This is a genomic window from Trichocoleus sp. FACHB-591 (genome assembly GCF_014695845.1).
In the GTDB taxonomy this organism is placed as follows: Bacteria; Cyanobacteriota; Cyanobacteriia; order FACHB-46; family FACHB-46; genus Trichocoleus.
The window spans coordinates 304,129-327,523 of sequence record NZ_JACJPA010000045.1; the positions used below are offsets into that span (position 1 = coordinate 304,129).

Annotated in this window: 21 protein-coding genes; 7 read left to right on the forward strand and 14 right to left on the reverse strand. The window is 48.7% G+C overall.

Annotated elements, in window-relative coordinates; translation table 11 throughout:
- Positions 1–134: 134 nt before the first annotated feature.
- Positions 135–1,103, reverse strand: a complete 969-nt coding sequence (locus H6F90_RS09565) for a M48 family metallopeptidase (protein ID WP_190439476.1) — start codon at positions 1,101–1,103, stop codon at positions 135–137.
- A 190-nt stretch (positions 1,104–1,293) separates the two neighbouring features.
- Between H6F90_RS09565 and H6F90_RS09570 the strand changes: the two genes are divergently transcribed.
- Positions 1,294–1,518 carry a hypothetical protein gene (locus tag H6F90_RS09570; protein WP_190439479.1) on the forward strand — a complete coding sequence of 75 codons (225 nt, stop codon included), beginning with the start codon at positions 1,294–1,296 and terminating at the stop codon, positions 1,516–1,518.
- A gap of 213 nt (positions 1,519–1,731) precedes the next feature.
- Here the strand turns inward: H6F90_RS09570 and psb34 are convergent, their stop codons facing one another.
- The 5 genes from psb34 to H6F90_RS09595 all read right to left on the reverse strand — a co-directional run bounded on the left by psb34 (position 1,732) and on the right by H6F90_RS09595 (position 7,802).
- Positions 1,732–1,902 carry a photosystem II assembly protein Psb34 gene (gene psb34 / locus H6F90_RS09575; protein WP_190439482.1) on the reverse strand — a complete coding sequence of 57 codons (171 nt, stop codon included), beginning with the start codon at positions 1,900–1,902 and terminating at the stop codon, positions 1,732–1,734.
- Positions 1,903–2,195: 293 nt separating this feature from the next.
- On the reverse strand, positions 2,196–3,056 hold the full coding sequence (locus H6F90_RS09580) for a neutral zinc metallopeptidase (protein ID WP_190439485.1): 861 nt from the start codon (positions 3,054–3,056) through the stop codon (positions 2,196–2,198).
- A gap of 320 nt (positions 3,057–3,376) precedes the next feature.
- Positions 3,377–4,288 carry a phosphodiester glycosidase family protein gene (locus H6F90_RS09585; RefSeq protein ID WP_242024408.1) on the reverse strand — a complete coding sequence of 304 codons (912 nt, stop codon included), beginning with the start codon at positions 4,286–4,288 and terminating at the stop codon, positions 3,377–3,379.
- Positions 4,289–4,556: 268 nt separating this feature from the next.
- Positions 4,557–6,266, reverse strand: a complete 1,710-nt coding sequence (locus H6F90_RS09590) for a hypothetical protein (RefSeq protein WP_190552253.1) — start codon at positions 6,264–6,266, stop codon at positions 4,557–4,559.
- 87 nt (positions 6,267–6,353) lie between these two features.
- On the reverse strand, positions 6,354–7,802 hold the full coding sequence (locus H6F90_RS09595; protein WP_190552254.1) for a PLP-dependent aminotransferase family protein: 1,449 nt from the start codon (positions 7,800–7,802) through the stop codon (positions 6,354–6,356).
- Positions 7,803–8,382: 580 nt separating this feature from the next.
- Between H6F90_RS09595 and H6F90_RS09600 the strand changes: the two genes are divergently transcribed.
- The 4 genes from H6F90_RS09600 (at position 8,383) to H6F90_RS09615 (ending at position 10,560) form a co-directional block, all read left to right on the forward strand.
- Positions 8,383–8,607 carry a hypothetical protein gene (locus H6F90_RS09600; protein WP_190552255.1) on the forward strand — a complete coding sequence of 75 codons (225 nt, stop codon included), beginning with the start codon at positions 8,383–8,385 and terminating at the stop codon, positions 8,605–8,607.
- A 64-nt stretch (positions 8,608–8,671) separates the two neighbouring features.
- Positions 8,672–9,466: a PhzF family phenazine biosynthesis protein gene (locus tag H6F90_RS09605; protein ID WP_190552256.1), complete on the forward strand. Its 795-nt coding sequence runs from the start codon at positions 8,672–8,674 to the stop codon at positions 9,464–9,466.
- Between the two features lie 44 nt (positions 9,467–9,510).
- Positions 9,511–10,242: an SAM-dependent methyltransferase gene (locus H6F90_RS09610; protein ID WP_190552257.1), complete on the forward strand. Its 732-nt coding sequence runs from the start codon at positions 9,511–9,513 to the stop codon at positions 10,240–10,242.
- 132 nt (positions 10,243–10,374) lie between these two features.
- Positions 10,375–10,560: a hypothetical protein gene (locus H6F90_RS09615; protein ID WP_190552258.1), complete on the forward strand. Its 186-nt coding sequence runs from the start codon at positions 10,375–10,377 to the stop codon at positions 10,558–10,560.
- Positions 10,561–10,585: 25 nt separating this feature from the next.
- Here the strand turns inward: H6F90_RS09615 and H6F90_RS09620 are convergent, their stop codons facing one another.
- Together H6F90_RS09620 and H6F90_RS09625 are read right to left on the reverse strand one after the other, a co-directional pair.
- The gene (locus H6F90_RS09620; protein ID WP_190552259.1) at positions 10,586–10,843 is read right to left on the reverse strand and encodes a hypothetical protein; all 258 of its coding nucleotides are present in this window, start codon (positions 10,841–10,843) and stop codon (positions 10,586–10,588) included.
- 248 nt (positions 10,844–11,091) lie between these two features.
- On the reverse strand, positions 11,092–11,247 hold the full coding sequence (locus tag H6F90_RS09625; RefSeq protein ID WP_190439507.1) for a hypothetical protein: 156 nt from the start codon (positions 11,245–11,247) through the stop codon (positions 11,092–11,094).
- 282 nt (positions 11,248–11,529) lie between these two features.
- Here H6F90_RS09625 and H6F90_RS09630 point away from each other — a divergent pair, with 282 nt between their 5' ends.
- The gene (locus tag H6F90_RS09630; RefSeq protein WP_190552260.1) at positions 11,530–13,041 is read left to right on the forward strand and encodes an SLBB domain-containing protein; all 1,512 of its coding nucleotides are present in this window, start codon (positions 11,530–11,532) and stop codon (positions 13,039–13,041) included.
- Between the two features lie 489 nt (positions 13,042–13,530).
- A complete protein-coding gene (leuA, locus tag H6F90_RS09635) occupies positions 13,531–15,195 on the forward strand; it encodes a 2-isopropylmalate synthase (protein WP_190552261.1) in 1,665 nt (554 codons plus the stop codon).
- Positions 15,196–15,293: 98 nt separating this feature from the next.
- Here leuA and H6F90_RS09640 read toward each other — a convergent pair whose 3' ends face one another.
- The 6 genes from H6F90_RS09640 to H6F90_RS09665 form a co-directional block, all read right to left on the reverse strand.
- The gene (locus tag H6F90_RS09640) at positions 15,294–17,084 is read right to left on the reverse strand and encodes an ABC transporter ATP-binding protein (protein ID WP_190552262.1); all 1,791 of its coding nucleotides are present in this window, start codon (positions 17,082–17,084) and stop codon (positions 15,294–15,296) included.
- Positions 17,085–17,106: 22 nt separating this feature from the next.
- On the reverse strand, positions 17,107–18,276 hold the full coding sequence (locus H6F90_RS09645) for a glycosyltransferase family A protein (RefSeq protein WP_190552263.1): 1,170 nt from the start codon (positions 18,274–18,276) through the stop codon (positions 17,107–17,109).
- 196 nt (positions 18,277–18,472) lie between these two features.
- Positions 18,473–19,567 carry a glycosyltransferase family 4 protein gene (locus H6F90_RS09650; RefSeq protein ID WP_190552264.1) on the reverse strand — a complete coding sequence of 365 codons (1,095 nt, stop codon included), beginning with the start codon at positions 19,565–19,567 and terminating at the stop codon, positions 18,473–18,475.
- Positions 19,568–19,603: 36 nt separating this feature from the next.
- Positions 19,604–20,770: a glycosyltransferase gene (locus H6F90_RS09655; protein WP_190552265.1), complete on the reverse strand. Its 1,167-nt coding sequence runs from the start codon at positions 20,768–20,770 to the stop codon at positions 19,604–19,606.
- Between the two features lie 33 nt (positions 20,771–20,803).
- The gene (locus H6F90_RS09660) at positions 20,804–22,120 is read right to left on the reverse strand and encodes a hypothetical protein (RefSeq protein ID WP_190552266.1); all 1,317 of its coding nucleotides are present in this window, start codon (positions 22,118–22,120) and stop codon (positions 20,804–20,806) included.
- Between the two features lie 42 nt (positions 22,121–22,162).
- The gene (locus H6F90_RS09665) at positions 22,163–23,320 is read right to left on the reverse strand and encodes a glycosyltransferase (RefSeq protein ID WP_190552267.1); all 1,158 of its coding nucleotides are present in this window, start codon (positions 23,318–23,320) and stop codon (positions 22,163–22,165) included.
- Between the last annotated feature and the right edge of the window lie 75 nt (positions 23,321–23,395).

The following is a 23,395-nucleotide window of genomic DNA, read 5'->3' on the forward strand; positions in this document are numbered from 1 at the left end:
AAACCTCCATAAACCAAGTATCTATCGAAAATTACGTTCGTTTATTTCCTCGAGAGATAATGCCTCACTTTGCTTAAGGCGGCATAACAACAGCTTACGAACCTAAGACCGCATTGCTTTAGTCGAAGTTATACTTATTTATCTCGTCGAATTCGATTGATCTCTTTTTGCAGTTCCGCCAATTGCCGCCGTAACTCCTCTGCTTCGGCTTGGGAGGATTTGGCAGAAGTATTGACGGCTCCTGCGGCTTCGGCGTGTTGATAGTGGCCTTGGCGAATTTGACGGTACTCTTCTGAGCTGGCCCATTCACGGATGTAGCGGATGCGCTCAACTGGGAATGGATGGCTGAGCATGGAGCCTTGAGAACCGTTGCCGTTATAGAGCAAAAACTTATAAATCTGGTTCAAACCATCTTGGTCTAGCTCTTGGTAGCTTTCGGACTGACGAATAAATTCATTCAAGCTGCATTCTTGTAGATGCTTGCTACTGCCGCCCGCAATTTTCATCATGGTTTGCATCACTAGCGTCAGGTCATCGGTGGCGAGGAGTGCGGCGCGATCGGAGGTCAGTTCGGCTTTGCGTCGCCATTCGTAAAAGGCGTAGATTAAGCCACTACCAACGATATTGCCCAACCCCATCGTCATTTCTCCGATCGCTGCCACCATCTGAATCGCCCAGTTTGCCATCTGGATCAAAGTGGTATGACCGCATTTGATGTGACCTAATTCATGGGCTAGCACTACCCGAATTTCTGCATCGGTGAGTAAGTCCAGCAGTCCTGTGTGAAGGACGATATAAGGATGCTCTTCTCCCAAGGCATAACTATTGGCCAGAGGATTTTGCACTACAAACAGGGAAGGTTCTGGATAGATGTCTAAGTCACGGACACATTCGCGAAAAATGTGATAAATCGAGGCGTACTGACGGGGACCAACCTGAATGCCATTGCCCATGAGATAAATCAGTTGGGGCCGTTCGTAGAGGAATTCCACAAACTTCCGCGCCACGAGATCAAAGCCAGGGACATTGCGTAAAGCTTGCTCCGCTTGGCGATCCAGGGGATGCCGAAATGCTTCACTCGAAATTCCTGGATAGGTAGGCATCGCAACACTCCTTAATGGTTGATCTCAAAAATCCAGAAAACTGCCAATACTGGTATAGCAAGTCAGAGAGCGCTTTTGAGTGATTTTGAACCACAAGTTAAAGAAAGGCGATCGCTTTTTGTAGCTTACGATTCTACATCGCTCGCGATCGCCCGGAATAATAATGGCAATTGGGATTCTTCAACCGCTTATGAAGCCGTACCAAACCCTAGCTACACTGCTTTCTACCGTCACCGGGCGTTTAACTGTGACCAGCAATCACAGGCGTAGTGGCTTTTTGGAAGCAAATCCGAGGCTACATGCTTTGCTACTGGAACATCCAGAGTTGGAGCATCCCGAAATTCTGTTGACTGAGCTGCCTAAAGAAGCTGCTTTCTCTTCCGTCACAGACCAAGATTTGCTGTTAACTCGCTAGTTAGCAGTCTAGTTAGGGGCACTACCGCATTGGTCATAGACTAACTACCTGTTTCTCCGAAGCGCGATCTCACACAGTTCTCCAGTCGTAAGGCTGGAGATTTTTTTGTTTAATTAGCCTTTGATGTTTGTCCAAAACTAGAAGCCCCAGTCAAAGACTGAGGCTGGGAAGTCGTATGCTAGCTAGCGATTTTATACAAGTTCAGCAGCGATGTTAGCTAGCCGAAAGAGCGACAAATACAGAAGTTGCAACCAAAAGAACAGCGATCGCGGCTTGGAACAGGTAACGCTGCTGTTGTGCTGGGGAGGGATATTCTGAGTAGTACATGGCAGGCTCTACTGCGTAGTTGTTGAGAACGCCGTGTTCGTCGGTGGTGTAGCGCATGTTTCAGTTCCCTTTGTTGCTTTATGTAAACTAATGTAACAGATTGTTTACAAATTGCAACGCTTTTCCGATTTTCTGCTATCTATTTTTCTGGGGTCAGTTATAAGCATGGCTTAACTGTGCCTTTAACCCCCGAAGGAAAGGCGATCGTAGGTTTAGCTAGAAGCTGGGGTAGCAGTATTTCTAAAGCCAATACGCAAAAAACCGCTACCCCAAAGGGTGCGGCTATGTTTACAAAAGCTGCCTACGCAGTTTCAAAGTGTCAACTTACAAGGTAGTCGAGCCGTAACGAATTACAGACTGTTGGCAGCGAAGGTATTGCATTGATCGGGGTCGCCACTCTGAACACCCCGGCGAAACCATTCGACTCGTTGTGCGGCACTGCCGTGTGTGAAGGATTCAGGTACTACATAACCTTTAGAGCGGCTTTGTAAGCGATCGTCGCCGATGCTACTCGCAGCAGTTAAGGCTTCTTCGATGTCGCCTGTTTCTAAAACTTGGCGGGAGCGGTTGGCTTGGTTAGCCCAAACACCCGCAAAACAATCGGCCTGTAGTTCTAAGCGCACAGAGAGTTGATTGACTTCTACTTTACTCCTGGCTTGGCTTTGGAGCGATCGCACTTTATCGGAAATGCCGAGCAAGTTCTGGACATGATGGCCTACTTCATGGGCCACGACATAAGCCTGCGCAAAGTCTCCGGGTGCGTCAAAACGGTTTTGCAGGTCTTCGTAGAAACTCAAGTCGATGTAAACTTTCTGGTCTCTAGGGCAATAAAATGGCCCGACTGCTGCTTCGGCGTAGCCACAAGCAGATTCCACGGCTCCCGAAAACAGCACGAGTTTAGGTTCAACGTAATTTTCGCCTGCCTGCTGGAAAATTTGATTCCAAGTATCTTCGGTGTCGGCAAGCACGACTGAAACGAAGTCAGCCATTTTGTCTTGGGTGGGGGAATTGGTCGTTTGGGGGGAGTCGGGGTAGGAGCGATCGCCTGAGGGGGCTGCTTGATCCAGAATCACGCTGGGGTCACCGCCTAAAAATGCCACGACCAACGCTAAAAGAATGGAACCAATACCGCCGCCAACAAGGGGGCCAGAAACTCTAGAACCACGCCGATCTTCAACGTTTTCGCTTCTACGACCAAATTCCCAACGCATGGCAGCTTTCCGAATGGTTTTATTGGTCTAGTTTGGCTTTCCTGGGCGAACAGTATCACTCTCTCTGGGCTTAATGTGTGGGTGATATTAAATCTGTCAGTCTATGTAAACGGGCAGATTTTATCTCTATCGCATCGAGGGTTGCAGTCTAATCTGCGATCGCTTTTGGATATGACATTCTTTGAAAAACCAAGAGCTTGGGGGCACTCGCCCCCAAACCCCCGCTGAGGGACGGTTGCGTCCCCCAGACCCCCTCCAAAAGGGTTTAGTGGTGAAGGTGTTTTTGTAGGGGATAGGGCGATCGCTCGATCTTGACAACACTAATTTGGCAGCACTAAGAACACAGATTTGACTGGACGTTGAACGGGATATCCTTCGAGGTCTACTTTGCCATACCAAGTTTTGTCTTGGTAATAAAAGGAGGATGAGCTGCCGCCATCTAGGTTCATGGCTTGCTCAACGCCTAAGGTTTTCAGGAAGGCGATCAATTCGGTAAAGGTCATTCCTGAGTCGGCGGGTGCTTCTGGTTTTTGCGCCACCATGACCCAAACCACATCTCCTGTTTGGGTGAGGGCGATCGCGGTTCTGGCGTTGGGTTGGTTGCTGCCTAATGGATCTCGAATCACTTCTCCATTGACGGTATCCACAAATCCTTCTGGCTGTGCGGTCAGCTCTGGGAGCAGGCGAGGGCCACCGCCCAAAGCATCGATTAGCTGGCAATTGGCAGGGGGAGGTGCGTTGTGTAGAGCTATGTCGTAACGAAAAGCAGAGCCACATTGATAGCGACGAAACTCGGTGCGGTTGAAGATTTGATTTAGGTAAGGAGATAAATCTGGGTTGTTGACTAAGCGCTCATTGAGTTTTGGATCGGCTGCTAGTTTGCCTTGCAATACAGCATAGGAAGCTGATTTCTGATTGGTTGGATCAAAAAAGCCACCGTTTAGAACTGCGATCGCGCCATGCTGCTGAGCGAAATTATCTAATGTATCAACACTTTCTGAGAGGGCAGGCACCACTGCAAATGAGCTTTGCGCCGGAATCAGCAAGGTATGGACAGTGCTATGAGCCAAACTGTAGGTTTTGTACTGCAATGGCATATTGGGTTGCCCTTGAGATGAGACAGGTGACATAGTTGGCGACATGGATTCTGGAGTAGATGGGGTTCGAGCCACTATCAGCAGGGCGATCGCCAAACTTCCTAACCCTGCTAGCACCCAACTCAGTCGCCACATCTTACTCACAAATGGTTGCAAACCTTAGGATTTTAACTAGTCACAGCCACAGAAGGATTTAGCAGTGCCGAAATCAAACAAGCCGTGATTTCTGCACTCTACCAGTCGCTGTATCTCAAACAGCCTTTGGATACTGCACTTTTCGTTCAAGCTATTCGCGGTATTATCCAACTCTCCGTCTCCTGACGCGAAGAACTGCTGCAACGGAGAGCGATCGCCAAAGAACGATTTGTCAGCGTCAAGTAAGGCAACCGCCGCTAATGATGAACTATTCAGAAAATGCGGCTTCAATAGGAAACTTTGTTTTTATTTGTTCAATCATCTGTGCTTCTTCTGGTGTAGTTACACCATCAAGTTCAGCAATTTTCTGGCTTAACGCAATTAAGGGTACTGCAAAGTCAGGTTCAAGCTGATTTAACAATGTTTCCAGAGCTATTGGTGATTTGATATGAACAGCGATCGCCTCTAGAGAAGTTGGACTCAAGCTTAAAGTTTGCAGTTCTGGTAGAATCTGCTGCCAAGTCTTGCTAGGATTACCTGCCAAAATGAGGTGGGCTAGGATCTGATCCATGACAGCTTGCTGAGCCACTACTTGCTTTAGATACTCTTCGCTCTCAACGGGAGAAGCGGCTGCTTTGGCATCAGGACTAGTTGGATTGAGCTTAGCTTCATAGAAATGACAAGCGGCATAGCCAACGGCATAAAGAGCGGCTGCATTACTACTTGCACCAATTACAGCGCCAGCCATCGGAATATTACGCAGGAAGCCAAGGCCAGCTTTGAGGGCATAGCTACCACCCAACGCCAGTCCAAAAACGGCCACAATCTCTCCTTTGCGGGCTGGTTCGTTGAGGTCAAAACCATAAGCACAAGCAATTTGATAACCCATCTCAGCTTGAATGGCAGTGGTTGCTGCTAAGTCTACTGCAAATAGAGCCGCCGCAAATCCTGGTACTAAACTACTGCTTAATCCGGAGCCACCTACATACAGCGCTTTTTCTAGCATGAGACGGTGGGCAATATCGCTCGGTTTTTCTTGAGGATATTTCCGTTGAAGATTTTTGACATGCGTTTCAGCCTTAACGACATCAACTTGATCAATAATCCTAACCAGCCAGTCAACTTTTACCGCTTTTGTCAGTTCCTGCAACTGTGGGCTGTGGCTAATCGTATCAAGGACGTAGCCAATTCCATCAGTTGCATGCCAAGCAGCATTGCCCACTGCTCCGCCAACACCAACCGCCGTTCCAACCACTGCTCCACCCGCTTGGACAGCAGCATTTCCAATCGCGCCACCTGCACCAATGGCAGTACCTACAACAGCACCACCTGCTTGAGCAGCAGTATTTCCAACCGCACTACCAATGCCAACCGCAGTGCCTACAATCGCACCACCCGCATGAGTCGCTGCACTTCCAACCGCTCCCGCTGCCCCAACTGCCGTCCCAACCACAGCGCTACCTGCGTGAGTCGCTGCACTTCCGACAGTTCCCGCCGCACCTGTCACTGCGCCAAAGACTGAACCCCAAAGCGATCGCTGCGGCTGTTCTGATTTTTGTGGTTGGGATGCTGTTTCAGGTGAGCTTTTCAGGATTGACGTTACTTCTGGTATTGCTAGAGCCATTTCCTCCACCGAAATTTGCTCAGAATCAATACTAGAGGCTAGAGAGAGGGTTGATTGAGATACATCTAGCTCTTGTTGCCACGCTGGAAAATCCTCACCAATTTGTCTTCCATAAACACGGATCTTTTGAATAGACTCTAATCCCAAAACCACTGTGCTTTTTCGCACAAACTCAACCAGGACTTGCTGGTTAGGGACTTGTTCTGATTCGAGCATCACTTGCAGGCAGTTGTCTTTAAGAGATGCCTTGGCAGTAATATTTTTAGGCTGTAATAACCGATTCATTAAAGCGGCGATCGCTTCTATATTGCCTTGCTTAGCGGGTTTTAGAAGATCAGGTTGTGAGGATGTCATGAGTGGAGTTTGGAGAAATTGCAGCAACGTCTTTCATAAGATGCCCTCTCCCAAACTTTGGCTAACGAATATCAGTTCATCTGCAAATTACAAATACTTTTTCAGTAGTTGACCTAAGACCGAAATGCCTCGCTCAATTTCGGCGGGTGTAGAGGAATAATTTAAGCGCATAGCGGTGTAGCCCTTTTGGTCAGGAAAGAAGAGAGAGCCGCAGGACATCACGACTTTTTGGGCGATCGCTTCTTGGCGGATCATTTCCATTGGTAATTGAGATGGCAGATGCACCCAGAGAAACAGCCCGCCATTGGGCACAGTCCAAGATGCTTCTTGAGGAAAATAGCGTTCTAGGGCTTGCAGCATGGCATTACGGCTTTGTAGATTCTCGGTGCGGAGATGGTTGAGATGCCGCCGATAGTGACCAGAGGCTAGATACTCACTGATGATGGCTTGCGAAACTGTGGAGACATGCAGATCATTCAACAACTTGCGCTCCACCAGGGGGCGGTAATGCTTACCCGTTACCACCATGTAGCCCACACGCAATCCGGGCATCAGTGTTTTAGAAAAGGTGCCAATGTAGGTGACTAAATCCTGGCGATCGATCGCCTTAATCGGAGCAGGCACAGGCTCAAAATTCAGTCCTTCATAGGCGTTATCTTCCAAAATGGGGCAGGCATACTGTTCTGCTAGTTCTAACAACCGTTGTCGATGCGCTTGGGAAGTTGTAATCCCAGTAGGATTGTGCAGCGTGCTAATCGTGTAAATCAGCTTCGGGCGATGGCTGCCAAGATATTGTTCTAGCAGTTCCAAATTCATCCCGGTTGCGGTCATCGGGATGCCAATCACTCTCGCACCCAAATTCTCTAGGACTGCGATCGCCCCATGATAGGTGGGACTCTCCACAATCACCCAATCTCCCGGTTGCACATAGTAGTGCATCACCAAGGACAGCCCTTGCTTGGAACCGCTGGTAATGATGATGTTGTCTGTCGAAACTTGTAACCCCTGTTGCCACACCAGCATTTGGGCAATCTGTTTCCGCAGCACCAAGCGCCCTTGAGGCAAATCATAATTGAATAAAGCTGTGTCTATATCTGCGATCGCGCGTCTAGCAATCCGCCGCAAATCCTCTGACTCTGGTGGCCGAGGGAAACCACAGCCTAGATTGATCACACCCTTTTGGGTTTGCGCTAGCATCGAGTCCGCGTAGACATCAAAAAAAGAGATGCTACGTTGTTGCGGAATGATCACATCCTGCGCTGGAGCAAAGGTAGGCTCCGATTTAGGGGCGGGAATGGAGGAAGAGTTGACAAAATATCCCGCACCTTGACGAGCAGACACCAAACCATCCGCCTCTAACACGCCATAAGCTTCAATCACTGTTAGTTTGTTGACTTGAGCATTTTCAGCCAACATCCGAATCGACGGCAGGCGTTCTCCTGGCTGCATCGCTCCTGATTGAATCAAATGACGAAGGCGATCGCGGATTTGCAAATAAACAGGTTTTGGTGACTGTCGGTCTAACGGAATTCTCATCACTCGCTCCAATAACAGAAGCAGCAGTTAAAAACAGTTGGAGCCGAAATCTACTAACAGCTCTAAGCAGAATTTAAGCATTACTAGCTGCCACAAATTGAAATATATATGATTCTTTTCAAATTAACCTGGTACAGTTTTGCTCAGTTTCTACTAGAACAGTTTTTGGACTTGCACAACTGTATTAGTTACTATCTCTAAGTTTTAAACTTTTCTGACAATCCTCACCCAAACCTGAATAGCCAAAGCTAAATCCAAATCAAAGCCTAGCTTACGATTCAGTAGAACCCAACCTTACTCTTGCACACATCCCCCGATCGCATGAATCTTCTGAACGAGGTAAATCTTTAACAGTTTACTTAGCTTAGAAGAACCAGTCCCACTACAAACATTCAGATTTCTTCCCTGCTACAGCCAATCAGCAATCACTTGAAACTACCAAGTAATTGCTGCACTTAGACAATTTTTAGGATTAAAAACTGTACTAGTCAAATTGATTCATTTTTGTACCTTTTCAGTCAATTACAACACCATCCATAGTAATTAACAAGAACTTGAATTACCTTTCGTGAGGTTCATCATGAAAACCTTAAGATTTACTTCTTCAACATCTCAATATCTCTCTAACCTGTGGCAATCATTGAGGCGAGTGATTGCTCGTTATACAGAGATTCGAGTTTGGCAGAAAAGCGATCGCCAGGGAAATTTCTATTGGCATGGGTACAATCCCAACAACGGCGACTATGTTTCCTTTGGCACAGAAGCGGAAATTCGCATGTGGATTGAGGAGCATTACTACAGATAAACCCAGTTTTCCGATAGGCTCTTAAGTGTTGCTGAGTCATCCAGGCTAAGAAACTGGAACATTTATGGGACTGACAATTACGCAGGTAGACGCATTTACCAATCAACCCTTTAGTGGCAACCCTGCCGCTATTTGCGTCTTACCTGAGTCACGAGATGATCAATGGATGCAAAACGTTGCCAGAGAAATGAACTTATCGGAAACCGCTTTTCTGCTGCAACAGGAAGATAGCTTTAATCTCCGTTGGTTCACCCCTACCGTTGAAGTTGATCTGTGCGGTCATGCTACTCTAGCTAGCGCTCATGCGTTGTGGGAATTGGGATATCTAAAACCTGACCAAGAAGCACAATTTCATACTCGCAGCGGACTCCTCACCGCCCAGCGCCAAGGAGACTGGATTGTGCTCAACTTTCCCGCTCAACCCGCCACCGCGATCGCGCCTCCACCAGATCTAGCTGCTGCTCTCGGTGTCACCAACCTCAACTATGTCGGCAGCAACCAAATTGATTATTTAGTCGAACTAGAGTCAGAAGCAGTAGTCCGCGATCTCCAACCCAATCTGACTTTACTCAAAACATTTCCTGTCCGAGGCATCATTGTCACTAGCCGAGCTGATGCTGGAGAGTACGATTTTGTCTCCCGTTTCTTTGCCCCCCAATCAGGTATTGACGAAGACCCAGTAACAGGTTCCGCCCATTGCTGCCTTGGCCCCTATTGGCAAGAACGCCTCAAAAAAGATGAGTTTCTGGCTTACCAAGCTTCTCCCCGTGGTGGGGTATTGCGAGTTCATTGCCAAGGCGATCGCGTTGCCATTGCTGGGCAAGCGGTTACTGTCTTGAAAGGGGAGCTAATTCACTAGGAGGTAAGGAGTGAGGAGTGAAGAGAGAAAAGGGGGTGTAGCAAGTGGGTATTAAATTAGAAACTATTGTGCCTTGGGGGCGATCGCTGAGGGAATACATCGTTATGTTCAACCTTACCCCCTCAGATCTCAGCCACAAAATTTTGGACTGTGGCGCTGGCCCCGCTAGCTTCAATGCTGAAATGACCCGCCAAGGTTACACCGTCACATCCTGCGACCCGATTTATCAATTCAGTACCGACGAAATCTCCCAACGCATCCAGGCAACCTATCCCCAGATTATCAATGGAGTTACAGCCAATCGGGACAGCTACATCTGGGACGCGATCGCTTCTCCCGAACAGCTAGGAGAAGTCCGCATGGCTGCGATGAACCAATTTCTCCAAGATTTTCCAGTGGGTTTCCCAGAAGGACGCTACCTCACCGCCGAACTCCCCCATCTCCCTTTTTCAAACCAGCAGTTTGACCTAGCCCTCTGCTCCCACCTGCTATTCACCTACTCCGATCAACTCTCAACCGAGTTTCACATCCAAGCGATCGCAGAACTTTGTCGAGTTGCCACCGAAGTTCGTATCTTCCCAATTTTAGATATTTCTGGTGCAACCTCTCCCCATCTCCAACCCGTACTGGATCATTTCCAGCAACAAGGCCACCAGACAGAAATCCAGCTAGTTTCTTACGAGTTTCAAAAAGGAGGCAACCAACTTCTCAAAATCAGCCAACCTTACCAATCTGCCAACTGTCACAGTCCCACTCCAGCAAAACCCAGAGTTTAGGCCTGCGATCGCCATCCTGAATCAGCCAATTGAAGTTCTGGATCAACCACCGCACCTCACTTGCTGCTACCGAGATTTACTCAAGCTATAGAACTTCCACCAAGTTCAACGTGCATCAGTGAGGTCAACTCCATGAACTTCAAGCAGACAGTTCTCAGCTTCTTCCCTTGGGTCAAGTCCAACTCAGAATCCAACCCAGAGCCACCAGCCGCTGCTCCTGAAGCTAATCCTACCCCTCAGCCTCCCGTCACTATGTCCTTCTACGCCGTGAGGTCCCGAAGGATTCCTGGCCGTCGTAGCCCAGCAGGGTCTCGCTAGCTAGTCAGGATGATACGAATGTGAGCTATTTGGTCATACCGCAGCGCGATCGCAGGCTGACCCAGACGGCACAACTACCTTGAGAACGGGTTAAAACCGTTTTACCCCCATGTTGAGCCAAGTCAATTCCTAAAGCGTATGCCTGACGATGTTGCTCAATTTCAAAGGAAGCGACATGGCGATAAAGCTCCGAGCGGTGCCGCATCCCGTCTTGCAAGTCACCTTGAACCCCTAGAAACTTAAAACGATGAATTGTTAATTCAGGAATAACTGGAAGCAACATAGCTCTACACCAAAGCCTACCTGGCTCAACTCATAAGCTCAGCTTAGGTATTTCCGATTTACTTCTATTCAGTTATTTGGCCTAAATTAGCTCCGCAATAGTGCCAACTTACTTATCGCGTGCAGTTTGGTTAAACCTGCATTTCTAGGATCACTAACTGGCTTTAGCTACCTGCTGAGCTATACCAAAACTTGCTCATGCCACCAACGAGAGAACCGCTGCATCCCTTCACTCGTTTGCCCTAGCAATTAATCCTTCAAAGAATCCAATAACTCTGTCAAAGCTGAAAAGGTATCTGGATTGCCGATGATCAAGTCACCATTTGCATCCATAGAAAAGTCTTCGCCAAACTCGAAGCCGCTGCGAATCAGAAAGAGTACTATATCAACCTTAAAGTCATCCATGATCTGTAGATGAAAGCCTATATCTGATCTAAATAGAAACAAGACTTATAGCCACCCCTCTATAGGATTAACTTAGATAATTGCTTCTCTAACCTGCGATCCCCACATCGCAAGTTATGCATTTTGGGAACTTTAGAACCTCGAATTCTTCAAACCTAGGGGAGACTGGACAAACTAAATTGCTGCGAAAGTTCTCCATTTTGTTTGTCTTGATGGCAGTGTTTAGGGTGCCAGCTTTTAGTCGTAAGCCCAACTCTTAACTAGCCATTTGTGGAGGTGTCAATGAATCGCTCAAGCTTAGAATCCCCAATCCGGTGGTATCTCCAAGCCATAGCGCCGGGACCAACTCAACAATCTGGACGACCCCAGCAACGGGTCAAAGCCGCAAAGCAGCTAGTATTATTGGCGCTGGTGGGCTTGATTGCCTGGCCTGCTCCCGGTGTGGCGCAATTTGCTCAGACAGTCCCCAACCTACAACCGAGTGCAGCAACAACCGGAGACGCTGGGTACATTTTGGGAGCGGGCGATCGCATTCGAGTCGATTTCTTTGAAGTTCCAGAGTACAGCGGCGAGTTTCTTGTCTTGCCGAGTGGCACTGTGAACCTACCCCAAGTGGGTGCCGTCTCGGTGCAAGGCAAAACCTTAAAGCAAGCTTCTAACGACATTGGCGCTAAATTTGCGCCTTATCTCAGACAGCCTCTAGTGACGATTAGTTTGTTGGCTGCCCGACCAATCAAGGTGGCGATCGCGGGTGAAGTCAATCGTCCTGGTTCTTACAGTACCAAGCCAGAAGCCTCAGCTACCGACATTGGCGCAACTTCAGTCACAAGAATGATCGAACTTGCAGGCGGCATTACCCAAGCGGCAGATGTGCGTCGTGTACAAATTCGCCGAGCTAGACCTGGCAGTACTGGTGCTGCTGTGCTCAATGTTGACCTGTGGCAGCTCTTAAAAACAGGGGATATCAATCAAGATGTTGCCTTACGGGATGGCGACAGTATCTTCATTCCTGCTTCTGAAAGTATCAATTTAGACGAGGCATCGCAGTTAGCCTCTGCGAGTTTCTCCACGACTGAAACTCGTCCCCTCAAAGTTGCCATTGTGGGTCAGGTGCAACGTCCAGGACCTTATATTATTAGCGGCGCAACTGATAATGAGACTGGCATCAACACCAATACTCAACAAAAAATTCCTACCATTACTAAGGCAATTCAGGTCGCTGGCGGCATCACCCAAACTGCCGATATCCGCAATATCGAACTGCGTCGTCGCACTAATTCTGGGCCAGCTCAAATTACCAAAATTGACTTCTGGCAACTTTTAGCAGGAGGCGATCTGCGTCAGGATCTACCCTTACAAGATGGCGACACGATTGTGATTCCAACTGCCACCGCCATGAGTGCCAAGGAAGCCACCGAACTTGCTGCCGCCAGCTTCTCCCCGGACAAGATCACAGTCAACATTGTGGGCGAAGTGGTCAAACCAGGAGCTGTAGAAGTACCACCCAATACGCCGTTAAATCAGGCAGTACTGGCAGCAGGGGGCTTTAATAAGCGTCGGGCTAAGCAAAGCGCTGTAACGCTGATTCGCCTCAATCCTGACGGTACTGTGTCCAAGCGAGTCATTTCAGTTAACCTGGCCCAAGGCTTGAATAACAACAGCAATCCGCCCCTCCGCAATAACGACACAGTCATTATTGGTCGTTCCTCTCTAGCAGGTATCTCCGATACCGTGGGGAATGTTCTATCACCTCTAAGCAATGTCTTTGGCCTCTTTAGGTTGCTAGGGCTCTAACTTCTGGCTCAACCATCATCTCTTGACCCAGCGATCGCTTGCCGTTAGGATACAAGCAGTCATACCAACCTTGTCTTATGCGCACACAGCAGCGATCGCTACGCCAGCCCTCAACCCTACTCCTAGGGCTGGGACTGCTGCTGCGCCTTGCGCGCAAATAATTCTGTGAGCTGAATCTAGTTTTTTTCCAATCTAACCACCCTTCTGCAGGGGGTCTGAGGGACAGCTGCGTCCCCCAGCGGGAGTTTGGGGGCAGGTGCCCCCAAGCTCTTGGTTTTAGAGTTTCAGAATATTTAGCTATCCATTGTCTTAACGTGACTGGAGATCTCTGATGCAACTGCAACAAACATTTGAGGCATTACTGCGACTGTGGGTGGGTTGTCAGGCTCGGACTGAGTGGCAACCTACATTGCAATCTGACAACCCCAATCTTTTAATTACCACCGCCACAACACCTCATCAACCGCAAAAATTAAGGATTTGTCGATCATGTTGAAACAGCCTGCTAACAAATACCGCTCCTTCCCCCCAGTCGCCTTACGCGATCGCACTTGGCCCGACAATATCATTTCCCAACCTCCCATCTGGCTCAGCACCGACTTGCGCGATGGTAATCAAGCGCTGATCGAGCCGATGAATGGAGAGCAAAAATTACAGATGTTCAATTTGCTAGTGCTGATTGGCTTCAAAGAAATCGAAGTTGCGTTTCCCTCCGCTTCACAAACTGACTTCGACTTTGTGCGCCACCTAATTGAGCAAAACTTGATTCCCGATGATGTCACAATTCAAGTTCTGACACCTGCCCGTGAAGCCTTGATTCGCCGCACATTTGAGTCTCTACGCGGTGCCAAACGCGCGATCGTGCATCTCTACAACGCCACCGCTCCCGTTTTCCGTCGCGTTGTGTTTGGACTCGATCGCCCTAGCACTATTGACCTCGCAGTCACCGCCGCCCAACTCTTTAACGAACTCGCTGCCGAGCAAGCAGACACCGACTGGCAATTCCAATATTCTCCTGAAGTCTTTACCTCGACAGAGTTGGACTTTGCCAAGGAGATCTGTAATGCGGTGCTAGAAGTTTGGCAACCTGCTCCCGAACGCAAAGCTATCATCAATCTCCCTGCCACAGTGGAAGTGTCAACTCCCAATATCTTTGCAGATCAAGTGGAGTGGATGCATCGTCATTTGGCTAAACGAGACAGTGTGGTTTTAAGCGTGCATCCTCATAATGATCGGGGTTGTGCGATCGCGGCAGCAGAGTTGGCCCAAATGGCAGGGGCCGATCGCGTCGAAGGCTGTCTATTCGGCAACGGTGAACGTACAGGTAACGTAGATTTGGTGACGCTCGCCCTCAATCTCTACACCCAAGGCGTTGATCCAGGTCTAGACTTCTCTCAAATTAATCACGTCGCCAGATTGGTAGAGGATTGCACACAACTCCCGATCCATCCTCGTCATCCCTATGTAGGCGATTTGGTCTTCACAGCCTTCTCTGGCTCGCATCAAGACGCAATTAAAAAAGGATTCTCCGCCCAATCATCAGATGACATTTGGGAAGTCCCTTATTTACCCCTTGATCCAGCCGATGTCGGACGCACTTATGAATCTGTGATTCGAGTGAATAGCCAGTCTGGCAAAGGTGGAATTGCCTTCTTGTTAGAGCGAGATTACAATTTGGTGCTACCTCGACGCTTACAGATCGAGTTCAGCCGTATTGTGCAGCAAGCCGTAGATACACATGGTCAGGAGATGGCCGCAGCAGATCTCTGGAAACTGTTTGAGCAGGAATATTTGCAAGCAGTTTCACCCCTCAAATATCTCACTCATCACCTCACAGAAGTAGATTCACAGCAGATGATCAGCGTGACATTGGAGAGGGACGGCCAGCCAGCCACACTACAAGGCCAAGGCAACGGTCCGATAGATGCTTTCCTCCAAGCCTTAAACCTAGACATCCGCGTAGACCATTACGAGGAGCACTCCCTCAACCAAGGCAGTGATGCAGCAGCGATCGCCTATGTCGAAGTCAGGAGCGATCGCATCTCTGGTTCGTTGCATGGCGTGGGCATTCATTCCAACATCGTCACTGCATCATTGTTAGCCATTCTCAGCGGCGTGAATCGGGTGTTGTCACACAGCGATAGAGATACATAAACTCACTGATTTAATCCGTTGTAAGAATAGGGGCGAACGGCCGTTCGCCCCTACAATAATCTGTAATTTGAGTTTAGAGAATTGGTATAGCACCATTCCTAGAGCTGAGCATTGCGATATTGCAAGCGATATAACTGGGCGAATAAGCGATCGCGCTTGAGCAGTTCCGTCATTGTTCCTTGCTCTGTCACCTGTCCCTCCTCAATCACAATAATCTGGTCGGCTTGCTCAATTGTCGAGAGACGATGGGCAATCACAATCAAGGTGCAACGCTGGCTGAGGGCATTAATGGCTTCCTGGATCAAATGCTCTGAGATACTGTCTAAGGCATTGGTCGCTTCATCTAGAATCAAAATTTCGGGATTACGGATAATGGCGCGGGCTAGAGCCAGACGTTGGCGTTGGCCGCCCGACAGCCGCACTCCCTGATCGCCTACCTGAGTCTGATATCCCTGAGGTAGCTGACTAATAAATTCATGAGCATTGGCTTGTTTCGCAACAGCGACCACTTCCACCTCTGTCGCTTCAGGTCGACCGTAAGCAATGTTCTCGTAGACCGTGGTGCTGAAGATATGCACGCTCTGACTGACAATGGCAATGCGATCGCGCCAGTCGGCCAAATTGAGCTGTGGCAAAGGCTGCCCATCAATCTCAATTTCACCACTGGTGGGGTCATAAAAGCGACAGATCAGGCTGATCAAAGTAGATTTACCCGCTCCAGAAGGTCCCACGATCGCCGTTGTTTTACCTTTAGGGATACAAATTGAGATATTTTGTAGCGCTGTCTTTTCGCCCGCTCCATAACAAAAATCTACGGCTCGAAACGCGATCGCCTGCCGCAATCCTGTAAACCGAGCTTTGCCAGAGCGGATATAAGGCTTATCACTGCGATCGAGCAGGGACATCACATCATCGATCGCCGTGGTGAGCGACATCAAATTGACTCGCGCTCCATCTACATGCCGCATCTGGGGTTGCAGCCGATAGAGCATAAATACAAAGGTCAGCAAAGTGGGCAGATTTACTTGTTGCTGCAAGGCAATAACTAAAATGCCAGCCAGCAAACCCGTAGACAGCACTTCAGAGAGTGGATAGACTGCTCCAGAAATGCGATCGAGTTCCATAAAGGAGTGACAAACTTGCCGAGAAGCTTGATCGAAGCGAGCTTGTTCATAGGATTCGCGGCCAAACTCCCGAATCACTCGCATCCCTAGCAATCCTTCCCACACCCGTTGCACAAAGACGGCGTTTGCCTTCTCAGCCTGCTTGCCCAACTGCTTAACTTGGCGAGTCATAAATTGAATCATGCTGGAAATTAGTAGCATGACTGCTGCTACCAAAAGCGTCAGCTTCCAGGAAATGAGCAGCAGCAAAATTGTAAACACAACGACTGTGCAGCTACTAATAATGAGACCCACCAGTACAGATAGCGCTTGACTAGTGCGCCAGGTTTCGTTATCTAAAGTACTGAGAAACTTACCCGATGGACAACGCTCCAAAAAGCTATAGCTAACACTTAATAGCTGTCTAAAAATACCCGAACGCAACTGATAGCTAATCCGCCAATTCAACCAGGAAAATAGGAGAGTGTTGCCATATAACAAAGCATTTTTCAACAAAACGCTGCCAAAGATAAATCCAGCAGTAGTGGGTAAACGGTTTTGAATCGGAATTTGAGCAAAAACTCGATCAAAAAAGGCAATCAAGACATTATTCTGAACAGTTTGAGCCGTGCCAGCATCAAAACTTTGCAATAAAGGAATAAATAAACTAATTCCTAATCCTTCAGAGAGAGAAGCTAAAATTCCCAAGACTACAATAACTGGGATTGCCCAAGGATACAGCTTCAATAAAGGAAACAATTTTCTGATTGCTTTCGCCTCTTTCATAAATTCCTATTTTGCTAAAAGTTTAATGCGAAAGCAGCAATTCTTGTGATTTTTTTGATTTGATAGAGGCAAGCTGTTGACAAATTTTCATTGCTTTTGTCCAACGCCATAAAAGCACCCAATCATAGGGTTTCAGAATTGGCAGGGGCTTTGTCTCCTGATTGTTAATCTCTTCAATCGTTAGCGGACGCGGCGGCAATCTAAAGCGCTGTCTAAATTCCAGCCAAGAGCGATGATCAGGCCAAATCAAGGAAGTAACTGGTTTAGCGACAATTTTGAGTAAGCAGGTCAGGATCATCGGATACAAACCAGGACGCAGTAGCAAGCTCAGATCATCCTTGAGTGTCAGAGCCAGCCACTCTAATGTGTGCCAGTGCGCTCCAGATTTATAGCTTTTACCCATTAAATAGTGATAGAAACATCCCCTAGACCAACGATAGATAGTAGGTGGGATTTCAGCGTGGCGACTTTGCACTTCTGCTATGACCAACTGATAGGATTTAGCCATCGCTCGGCAATTGCTGGCCATACTGCCGAGCAACTGGCGATACCCAACTAAAAACTCAGGCACAACGCGAAATTCATAAGCATCAGCGATGCGTAAATACAACTCCCAATCTTCGCAGCCTTGAGCATTTTGCGCCCGCAATTCTGGATTAAATCCTCCCACTCGATCTAGGCAAGTGCGACGGATCATTGGGTTACTAGCATTATCCAAAAAGTTGGAATAAACCAAAATTGGATAAATAGAACCCTCTGGTTTATAAGCTCGTTCTAGATTATATTTGCCAACAATGGCTCCCGCTTCATCGATATGAACCGACCAGGTATAAACTAGACCAACTTCTGGCCCCGATCGCAACATACATTGCACTTGTTTTTCTAGCTTTTCCGGATACCAAATATCATCGGCATCAATCGGAGCAATGTATTCTCCCTGAGCATGGGCGATCGCTAGGTTCCGAGCCGCTGCCACTCCAGCATTCTTCTGCCTCAGTAGCTGCACGCGCGGATCTCTTTGCACAAAAGATTCAACAATTTCGGCAGTTCGATCCTGCGAACCATCGTCTATTACCAAAACTTCAATGTTTTGATACGTTTGTGACAGAACTGATTCCAAAGCTGGGCCAATATAGAGTTCAGTGTTATATGCAGGGATAATCACTGAAACAAGCGGAGACTGAAAACTCATGGGTTATGGCTGAAGTACTGGATGAGTGAGATTTGTCCATGCCAACCTCACCCCGCCTACAGCACCCCTCTCCTGAAGGAGAGAAGACGGGGGACAGGTCTACATAGGATGTCTGGTTTAACGAGTTGTTCTACTTGACTAGATAGAGACCCGCCTTCAAGCCAGTGCCTGAATTCAACGGAGGAAACAGCAAATATTACAATTCAAAACTGGTAAAGGCTTTAGAGCGATCGCGTTCTGCCATCAACTCTTGGTAGACTGCTAAAGTTTCTTGATGCACACGCGACACACTCAGCCAAGCTAAGTTGCGTTGGGCCTGTTTCTTCCAGGCTTGCAACTGCTGAGAACACTGAAGCAATTCTAATAAAGCTGCCGCGATCGCTGCACTATCTTTAGGGTGAACTAATAAACCTGCGGCCCCCTGATCTAATGCTTCTGGGATACCATCTACATTGCTGGCGATGATGGCGCATCCCGCTTCCCGCGCCTCTGACAGCACCAAGCCAAATGGTTCTTGATGAGAAGCCAACACAAAAATATCCGTGGCTTGCAAATATCTTTGGGGTTGGGGTTGAAACCCCAGAAAATGGATGCGCTCTGATACTGGCGTAGCCTGAGCTTGGGCTTCAAACATCTGGCGGTCAGGCCCCTCGCCAATTAAATACAGATGTGCCTCCGGGAAATCTGCGGCAATTTGAGCAAAAGCCGTAATCAATTCTGTAATGCCTTTGCGTTGATACATTCCCGCTACCGTGGCGATCGCAGGATGCTGGAGAGAGATCGTAGGGAGAGAAGAAGAACGCTGGCGAGGACTCCCCAAAGTGCCATTGCGAATCACTCGCAGCTTCCTCTGCGGAATGCCCCGTCGCTCCATCGAATCAGCCACCGCTTGACTCACCGCAATCACGCGATCGGCCACGCCCATTAAAGTGGCGCTGCGCTGAAACTCATTATGAACGGTAGAAACTAGCTTATAGTTGCCAAATCTGCGTAAGCAGCGCGCCAAAACCACTCCAGTCATCATGTGGGCATGCACGATATCCGGTTGGAACGTTTGGGCGATCGCTCGGTATTCCTTGGTAGCTCGGAGGAGATTCCCCAATTGCCGCTGCTGATTCAAGGGGAAATGTGTGACACCGTAGTCTGCTAAAAGGGTTTCGTACTCGCCACCATCAGAGGCTACGGCTACCTCAAGCCCCGCTTTGGCTTGCAAACAGGCCAGATCGATCGCCACATTGATAATGCCGTTTCCGAGTTCTCGGACATCATTCAGGATATGGAGAATTCGCATCACGTTCTCTGCTCAACGACTTAGCTGTCTTGTAGATTAGCTAGCTTGAAGAGCATCTTGGCGGCTGAGGTTCTCCAGCACATCCAGATATTGCCCCACGATATTGTCCATAGCAAAAGCATTGGCCCGCTGCTGTAACACTTCAGCATCGGTTGGTTGCTCTAGCGCAGCAATAATTCCATCTGCCAAAGCTTTGAAATCACCGACAGGAGCCAAGCGACCATATTTGCCATTGCTCAAGATCTCTGCGGGGCCACTTTCGCAATCTGTCGAAACGACAGAAGTACCTGCGGCCAAGGCTTCTGCCACCACATTGCCAAATCCTTCATAAATCGAGGAGAGCACAAACACGGCTGACTGTGCCATGTAGGCATAAGGGTTTTCGACAAAGCCAGGCAACGATACATTATCTTGCAAGCCCAACTCTTGAATCAAAGCTTCCAACTCTGGCTTCACTAGAGGCTCGCGTGGATCGGCTTCTCCCAAAATCATCAATCGGGCGGGATGGCGTTGTCGCACCAAATCAAAAGCGCGGACTAAGGTGAGAAAATCTTTCTGCTTGACTAACCGCCCCACCCCCAGAACTACCGGAGGTTCTCCAGCCGCAAACCAGGGATGATCAATCGGTGCTTTGATTTTCTCGACCAGATTCGGCATCACGACTGGATTGTAGATCACTTGCACCTTATCCTCAGGCAAGCCTGCCATCTGCGCCACATCTCTCGCTGTTCCTTGAGAAGCAGCCACGATCGCATCGGCCCAAGGATAAAACTGCCGCACCAAAAAAGGCCGAACGTTGCCAGTCCCTCCATGCCTATCTTGAAACTGCTGCGAGAGATTGGTTTGCACACACATCACAATCCGAGTTGGCACCCCTGCTAAGCGCTGGGCCAAGGTTGCGGAACTGGCAATATCTAAAGCTGAGAGCAAGAAATCGGGTTTTTCTTGCTGCAAGTAGCGTCTGAGCGCCCAAGTTTTAGAAACGATGACAGGGGACTTGGCTTTGAGATTAATCAAACGGACATTGGCAGGCACCTTATCAAGATAAGCACCCTCTCCTTGAGCCAGCACTAGATCAGTTTTTAAGCCTCTTGCCGCAAAGCCTTGAGCCAAGTGCAACATCGCTCGCTCTGCTCCGCCCCCCGCTAAGTTAGGGATAAATAAGCTCACAGATGGTTGCTGCGATCGCAAGGTTACAGGCATAGAATCCTCCAGTTGCTTGGGTTATCGGTTCACTTACGCTGGAACTAGCTCAATCACGAGCGGATGATCAGAGATAGTCAAGTTTAATTGCTTGGGATTGGCGTATCGCTGCACAGGAGCGACAGACGCTAACGGTTTGTAGGTGGTTGCCTGACGCACTCGCGTTCCCAGAGTTACAGTCACGGTCTGCTGAGGAACGTAAACATCCAGTTTCGTTTGCAAATCAAAACTAGAAACCTCTTGCCACAGCGCTAAATAAAATCGACCATCCCGTTTTTGCAGCAGCGTATGATGCACAGCGGGACTTAGGGGAGCACTGCTGCCGCTCAGACTGTAGCTCAGAGCCTGCGGAGCAAACTCAGAACCCGGATCTTTTAGCAAAGCAATCAAGTTCTTTAGGGAGTCAAAGGCAGGTTTAGCAGAGCCATTGTTCCGGAGCAGACCAAAGTTCTGTTCTTGGGTAGTGCCCTGGCGCTCGTTGATGAGTTCGTAAAGGAACGATCGCTGGATGCCCCGATTAAAATACTCCAGATAGAGTCTAGGGACGTATTTAGCTGCTGCGAGTTCCGAAATCCCTGGCTGAGACGCTTTGAGATCGCTGGTGGCATTATGCCAACCGCATTCTGTCGCCACAATTGGCTTAGCTACCCCCGTGACTGCCTGAGTCAAAGGCACCCACTTTGTGTCTAGGTCCTGGCTGGGCAAGTTGCCCCCCGCATAGCTATGCATATTGCCCAGATCCGCCGAAGCCAGGGAGCCCAAGCGAGGAGCATAGTAGGGAATGGCCAAGGAAGGCATGAGCACAGGTAATGCGGCTGTCGTTGGATCTGCCTTGACTGCGGCATATAGTTCATCTTGGTAAGCCCGAAGCCCTTCCGGAAAAGCTTGGTTTTTATAAGTTGCTTGAGGATTCACATCCCACTCATTTGGCCCTTCGACTGCTTCAATCGAGGACAAGACAGGTTGAATCGCCTCTGCAACAACATTGGCAGGCGTAATGCCATCTCTAGAATCCATCACTAAGGTTGATTTGATTCCCAGGGTAGCTAAATCGTTGAGTCGGCGATAAAACTCGGAGTTCTTACCTCCGTCACGAATGTGGCGCACTCCCAACTCTTGCAATTTGGGTCTGATAATCGTGTCGTAGTTGCCATAGGCAGTGTCAACATAGCGTAGATGAGTTGCCACGCCAATCGAGTTCACGAATGAGTCAGCACTGCGAGCCTGCTCTGGTTGTAACTGGGCCTGCGAGGGAGACCAGGAAGCGGTACAGGCAATTAGTAGAGCACTGAGTAAGGCTAGTAAGGGATAACGGTAGCGTTTCATGGAATAAGCAAGGGAAAACTTCATAAGCTTGCAACTTGCGAATAACGAGGAAGGGTCTAGGTGTAATTAAACCTGCGGGACGCGTGCGAGGGTTTGCCCTAGGAGTTGAGCAATTTTTTGGTTGACAATGTCCAGGTCAAAGCGTTGACTAGCTTGGATTTGAGCGCGATGGGCGATCGCGCTGGAGCGTTCTGGTTGATTCCGACAGAGATTAATCACAGCTGCCAGTTGTTGAGGATTTCCAGGAGTCGCTAGCCAACCATCAACCTCAGGCGTAATTAATTCGATCGCACCGCCCGATTTAGCAGCAACCACTGGTTTGCCGCAGAGCATGGCTTCTACAATTACCCGCCCAAACGGTTCTGGAGCTGTGGACGTGTGAGCAATCAGGTCACAAGATTTCATCAGGGTCACGACATCAGAACGAAACCCTAAAAAACGCACCCGTTTTTGTAAACCGAGCGCGTTGACTTGTTGATGCAGTTGCTCGACATATTGCTGCTCTCCAAATAAAGCGTCACCGACAAATAAAGCCATGACATCCTGTGGGCAGTGCGCCAAAGCCTCCAGCAAGACATGCTGCCCCTTCCAAGGCGAAAGCCGACTAAAATGACCCACTACAAACTGCCCCTCCAAACCCAGTTGCTGCCGCAATTGCGCAGCCTCAGCGTTGGAAGATTGATAGATTTGGGGTTCAAAGCCGTTATAAATGACTTGGGTTAACTCAGCACGACCACCCGCCGCAATAAAAGCGGTTTGGCTTGCCTCTGAGTTGGCAATCACTAAAGAGGCAAACCGATTTGCCAAAGTGACAGCAAGCCGCCGATTCATGGAGCTGAAGTGGTCGGGCGAGAGGATATCATGCAAGTGATAAACCAAAGGCCGACGACTGAGCCAAGCAGCCAAAGCTCCCACAACAAGAGCTTTCTGGGTGTTGGCATAGATCAAGTCGTAGTTGCGGCTCAACTGCACCACTTGGGTAATTAGGGGCAGGAGTTGAGCCAAGCTACCAAAGCCTTGCCGCCAACCGCTATCTTTTCGCACTTGGATGCCTTCAGAGCTAAGCACCTGTACCGGAATCTGATGTTGCTCTAGGAGATCCCGGAAGGGGCCATCTGCCAATAAAGCGACTAAACAGCGATCGCGATAGGGTTTCGCAATATCCAGCAGACATAATTCTGCCCCTCCTGGCTTGCCGCTTTGGTCTAAGAAGAGAATCTTCATAAGAAATCCTTAGAAACGCCAGAATCAATTCAGAACTAAATAAGCTGGTTTTTTATCAACACTGAATTCAACTGA

Coding starts and splice junctions, on each gene's coding strand:
- H6F90_RS09565 (WP_190439476.1), bottom strand. CDS start 1,103: ATGCCTACCTATCCAGGAATTTCGAGTGAAGCATTTCGGCATCCCCTG.
- H6F90_RS09570 (WP_190439479.1), top strand. CDS start 1,294: ATGAAGCCGTACCAAACCCTAGCTACACTGCTTTCTACCGTCACCGGG.
- psb34 (WP_190439482.1), bottom strand. CDS start 1,902: ATGCGCTACACCACCGACGAACACGGCGTTCTCAACAACTACGCAGTA.
- H6F90_RS09580 (WP_190439485.1), bottom strand. CDS start 3,056: ATGCGTTGGGAATTTGGTCGTAGAAGCGAAAACGTTGAAGATCGGCGT.
- H6F90_RS09585 (WP_242024408.1), bottom strand. CDS start 4,288: ATGTGGCGACTGAGTTGGGTGCTAGCAGGGTTAGGAAGTTTGGCGATC.
- H6F90_RS09590 (WP_190552253.1), bottom strand. CDS start 6,266: ATGACATCCTCACAACCTGATCTTCTAAAACCCGCTAAGCAAGGCAAT.
- H6F90_RS09595 (WP_190552254.1), bottom strand. CDS start 7,802: ATGAGAATTCCGTTAGACCGACAGTCACCAAAACCTGTTTATTTGCAA.
- H6F90_RS09600 (WP_190552255.1), top strand. CDS start 8,383: ATGAAAACCTTAAGATTTACTTCTTCAACATCTCAATATCTCTCTAAC.
- H6F90_RS09605 (WP_190552256.1), top strand. CDS start 8,672: ATGGGACTGACAATTACGCAGGTAGACGCATTTACCAATCAACCCTTT.
- H6F90_RS09615 (WP_190552258.1), top strand. CDS start 10,375: ATGAACTTCAAGCAGACAGTTCTCAGCTTCTTCCCTTGGGTCAAGTCC.
- H6F90_RS09620 (WP_190552259.1), bottom strand. CDS start 10,843: ATGTTGCTTCCAGTTATTCCTGAATTAACAATTCATCGTTTTAAGTTT.
- H6F90_RS09625 (WP_190439507.1), bottom strand. CDS start 11,247: ATGGATGACTTTAAGGTTGATATAGTACTCTTTCTGATTCGCAGCGGC.
- H6F90_RS09630 (WP_190552260.1), top strand. CDS start 11,530: ATGAATCGCTCAAGCTTAGAATCCCCAATCCGGTGGTATCTCCAAGCC.
- leuA (WP_190552261.1), top strand. CDS start 13,531: ATGTTGAAACAGCCTGCTAACAAATACCGCTCCTTCCCCCCAGTCGCC.
- H6F90_RS09640 (WP_190552262.1), bottom strand. CDS start 17,084: ATGAAAGAGGCGAAAGCAATCAGAAAATTGTTTCCTTTATTGAAGCTG.
- H6F90_RS09645 (WP_190552263.1), bottom strand. CDS start 18,276: ATGAGTTTTCAGTCTCCGCTTGTTTCAGTGATTATCCCTGCATATAAC.
- H6F90_RS09650 (WP_190552264.1), bottom strand. CDS start 19,567: ATGCGAATTCTCCATATCCTGAATGATGTCCGAGAACTCGGAAACGGC.
- H6F90_RS09655 (WP_190552265.1), bottom strand. CDS start 20,770: ATGCCTGTAACCTTGCGATCGCAGCAACCATCTGTGAGCTTATTTATC.
- H6F90_RS09660 (WP_190552266.1), bottom strand. CDS start 22,120: ATGAAGTTTTCCCTTGCTTATTCCATGAAACGCTACCGTTATCCCTTA.
- H6F90_RS09665 (WP_190552267.1), bottom strand. CDS start 23,320: ATGAAGATTCTCTTCTTAGACCAAAGCGGCAAGCCAGGAGGGGCAGAA.